The sequence below is a fragment of the Amycolatopsis sp. SID8362 genome (assembly GCF_010550475.1).
GTDB classification, from domain to species: Bacteria; Actinomycetota; Actinomycetes; order Mycobacteriales; family Pseudonocardiaceae; genus Amycolatopsis; species Amycolatopsis eburnea.
This window is the reverse complement of sequence record NZ_JAAGNB010001278.1, coordinates 1-4,013: the sequence shown is the minus strand read 5'-3', so window position 1 is coordinate 4,013 and position 4,013 is coordinate 1. Positions and strand designations below refer to the sequence as shown.

The following is a 4,013-nucleotide window of genomic DNA, read 5'->3' as shown; positions in this document are numbered from 1 at the left end:
CACGCCGGGCACGGGCAGCGGCGGCGGCACCGGGATCGCGCCGAGCGCGCTCCACGCGACGAACCCGAGCGCGACGCCGAGCACGCCGAACCGGTACGCGCGGGCCTTGAAGACCCCGGCGAGCACGCTCACCGCCACCGGCAGCACCACCACGGCGACCACGGCCAGCCCGAAGAGTGTCGTGTAGAGCCGCCGGTCGAAGCCGAGGCCGGACAGCCCGAACCGGACCGCGCCGGCCAGCACCAGCAGGCCGCCGAGGGTGAGCGCGAGGGGCCCGGGCCGGACGGCCGCCGTCGTGGCCGGGCCGAGCAGCGCGAAGCCGAACCACACGGCCGCGGCGGCGACGAACACCGTGTCGATCGCGAACTCGACGCCGGTGCCGCCGAGCGACGTCTCCAGCACGACGAGCACCAGCAGCGCGGCCGACGTCCAGGGGGTGGCCCGCGGGAGGACCGGCACCGCGACCGCGAGCACGACGTGGATCGCCAGCGCGACCACGTTGACGTCGGCGGCGAAGGCCGACACCACGGCGAGCAGCGCCGAGACCCCGCCGAGGACGTACAGCGTGCGCCGCGGCCGTTGCCCCGGCGTGCGCAGGAGACCGCCACCGGCGAGGAACGCCGTGGACAGCAGCAGGGCCAGCCGGAGCACCAGCACCAGGACGTCCACAGTGGACGAACCGGTGGGCGCGGAGTGGTCGTGTTCCATCAAGACTCCTCGGTGCAAGTTGTCGTGAGTGTTCAGGGCGGTTAGAACCGCCCTGAACACTCACGACCGCGTTACTTGATGTTCGCGTCCGCGACCACGAACAGCTCGGAGTGCGGCTTGGCGTTGCCGAAGTCCCCGTGCGGCCACGACTTGCGGTTGAAGTTGATGCCGACCTGGCCGGTGAACTCGTCCCGGAAGTTCGAGTCGACCGACACCTTCCCGTCCGGGCCCAGGTTCAGCAGGTTGACCTTGTGGTCACCGTCCAAACCGGACCGGGCGACGAAGTAGTTCGACACCGCGAGGTGCTGCGGCGACGTGGTTTCGTGGTAGAAACCGTCGTCGCCGAGCGCCCAGTTGTCGTAGGCGCCCCAGTGCGGGCCCGCGCCCGGCGTGCCGGGGTTGATCGGGGCCGCGCCGACGACGGTCGGCAGGTCGCCGCCCCCGCCCTGCTGCGCCTTCGCCTTGGTGTCGACCCGGCCCTGGATGTCCTCGATCCGGTCGCCGGCGTTGACCAGCTTCTGGATGTCGAGGACGTAGACGCCGCCGGTGGTGCCGGGGTCGTCGGCCGAGAGGGTGCCCTTCTGCCGCCCGACGATCGCGCGGTAGAGGTACTTGTCGTCCGGGCTCGTCTGGATCCAGCCACCGTTGGAGCTGGCGCCGTTCGAGTCGTTGTTCGCGTAGATGGACTTGTTCGCGGCGCCGTCGTCGAACACCTCGATCCAGTGCGGCTCGGCCGCGGTGATGTCCGGCGTGTAGAACACCGCGCCGCCCTGCATGGTCTGGGCGAACGCGCCCTTGTGGCCCGGCAGGTTCGTCACCGTGGTCTCCATGACCGCGCGGCTTTCGGCGTGCAGCGGGTCGGCCGGATCGGCACGCGGGCCGTCCTGCAGGTACGACACCGACTTCAGCTTCGGGTGGTTGCGGTCGGAGATGTCCCAGGTCCGCACGGTCGGCCGCCGCAGGTACGGCGACGGCTGCTTCACCGGATCGAGGATGATGTTGCGCGGCTCGGCGTAGTCGGACGTCACGAGCGTGTTCAGGTCCTCGCGGGCCTGGATCCCGTGCGGGTTGGCGCAGGTCGGCTTGCCCAGCTGCGGCAGGTTGTCGCAGAGCTTCTGGTTGTCGCCCTGCGGAGTCGCCGCCGGTGACTCGGAAAGCACCTGCGCGTTCTGTCCGAAGTGGACGACTTCGCCGGGGCTGCCCGCGAAGCCGTTGCCGATCTGCGTGGAGCCGTCGGCGTAGGCGTGCGGGCCCGGAACGACCGGGCCGCCCATGTACGTGCCGTACGCGGTGCCGTCCTTGAGCACCCAGTAGGCGTCGGGGACGCTTCCGCCGAGCGTGTTGGTCGGCAGGCTGACGCCCTTGAGCTTCAGCTGCGGCAGCGCGCTGACGTCGAAGGCGTACGTCGCCGCCGCGAACAGCGCGCCGGCGTAGATGGTGTCGCCCTTGTGCCACACGTACTGCATGTGGTGCGGCTCGTTTTCGACGAGCGGCCCGACGGTGGCGGTGTTGACGACCTTGCCGTAGGTCGGCGAACCCTGCGTCGCGTCGATCACGGCGAGGAAGTCCGGTCCCGGCAAGGCGTTCTTGATCTTGTTGAGCCCGCCGCCGAGCGTGCCCGGCAGGTTCTTGACGTCCTTGACGAGCGTGTCGGCGATGTTCTCGTCACCGGCCCAGACGAGCAGCCACTTCTTGGGTGTCGCGCCTGACGAACGCGCGAGATCCTTCGTCACCAGGTGGTTCTGCACCCAGTACTGCTTGCCGTCGGCCGCGGTCTTCGCGTCGGTGACGGTCTGCACATCGGCGTACGCGCCGGTCGACGAACCGGTGTACGTGACCGCGCCGGCCGCGAGGGCGAGTGCCGCGGCGCCGGTCACCACCTTTCGCCACCGGCCCGGGCGCAACGGGGTTGATCGCATGGTTCTCCCAGTTCTTTGTTCACGGACGGAAACCGTTGGGACACAACGGAAAGCTGACGTCAGCCGACCTGGACGGGATATTCGCGCCAAGCGGACGAAGCGTCCAGCCGTGATCAAAGAATGAGACTCGACCCAATCGGGTGAATCTCCCACGAGGTGGACCGAGTTGACGGGCACCTCTAGGCCGAATGGGTGAGCAGGACGTCTAGACCAACCGGTCGTGTCACGGTTGGTCACAATGGCGCAGCCCCGGCGCCTGAACGCCGGGGCTGCGAGTTATGTATTCGTTATGAAGTGCCGGGAACTTCGGTCAGAGTTTGGCGCCGCAGTCCGAGCAGAACAGCGCGCCCGGCTTGTTGCTTTCGCTCCCGCAGCCGCCGCAGCCGACCTTCAGCGCCAGGGACGTGCCGCAGGACGAGCAGAACTTGCCGCCGTCGGCCTTGAGCCCGCAGCCGGGACAGCTGACCTTCGCCCGGGTGTCGAGGTCGAGGTCGGCGGTCCAGTCCTTCTCGCGGGCCTTGTCCCAGATCTGGTCGCGCTGGGCCGACGCCTGGGCGCGCGAGATCTCCTCCGCGACGCTCGGCGAGCAGCGCAGGCACTGGCCGATCTCCTCGTTCCAGCACTGGTCGTGGCACATCCAGTCGCCGCAGCCGCGGCACTGGCGGAAGCTCGGGGTGATCTCCTGGACGGCGGCGGCCAGCGCCCGGTCCTTGGCCGGCGAGTTCGTCGCGCGGTCGTAGCGCCACTCGTCGGCGGAGTTGCTGAGGTCCCGGAGGGTGCCGCCGAAGAACGAGCCGACGGCGCGAAGCACGCTTCGCCCGGTCTCGACGTTGTCGCGCTGGAACGCGGAGCGGAAGCCGTTCCCGCAGCGCTCGCAGCGGAACTCGAACTGGTACCCCTGCGTGTTGGAGAGGTCCGCGAAGTTGTCCGTGAAGGGCACAGAGTCAGCCACGGCCCATCTTCGCCACCGGGCCACGGCGCCGGGGACGAGAGATTTGCCGACAACGACTCGGCTACCGCCCGTCACGGGATGCCAGCAGGGCCAACGGAAGCAGCGCCAGCACGCCGCCGACGATCGCGACGAGCGCGTACCCGCCGCCGGCGAACAGCTGTCCCGACCCCAAACCGGCCAAAGCGGACGCGGACCAGACCACCGCGTCGACGGTCCCCTGCACCCGGCTGCGCGTCGCGGGCGCGAGGTCGCGGCTCAGCTGCGCGCTGCCGCCGACGAACACCAGGTTCCAGCCGTACCCGAGCAGGAACAACGCCACCGGCAGGCCGGAGGTGTGCGCGGTCGGCGCGGCGAGCGCGGTGGCCGACGCGAGCGCGAGCACGCCCAGGCCCGCGTTGACCGTGACGCGCGGGCCCCAGCGGTCGGCGATCCGG

General features: G+C 70.0%; 2 protein-coding genes and 2 pseudogenes. All 4 read right to left on the bottom strand.

Features of this window, described 5'->3' with window-relative positions; all coding sequences use genetic code 11:
* A pseudogene (locus G3I65_RS39675) lies at window positions 1-708 on the bottom strand (hypothetical protein); the annotation flags it as partial.
* 71 nt (window positions 709-779) lie between these two features.
* Window positions 780-2,627 carry a hypothetical protein gene (locus G3I65_RS39670; protein WP_160700642.1) on the bottom strand — a complete coding sequence of 616 codons (1,848 nt, stop codon included), beginning with the start codon at window positions 2,625-2,627 and terminating at the stop codon, window positions 780-782.
* A 310-nt stretch (window positions 2,628-2,937) separates the two neighbouring features.
* Window positions 2,938-3,579, bottom strand: a complete 642-nt coding sequence (locus G3I65_RS39665) for a zinc ribbon domain-containing protein (RefSeq protein ID WP_239071725.1) — start codon at window positions 3,577-3,579, stop codon at window positions 2,938-2,940.
* A gap of 61 nt (window positions 3,580-3,640) precedes the next feature.
* A pseudogene (locus tag G3I65_RS39660) lies at window positions 3,641-4,013 on the bottom strand (MFS transporter); the annotation flags it as partial.

Coding starts and splice junctions, on each gene's coding strand:
- G3I65_RS39670 (WP_160700642.1), bottom strand. CDS start 2,627: ATGCGATCAACCCCGTTGCGCCCGGGCCGGTGGCGAAAGGTGGTGACC.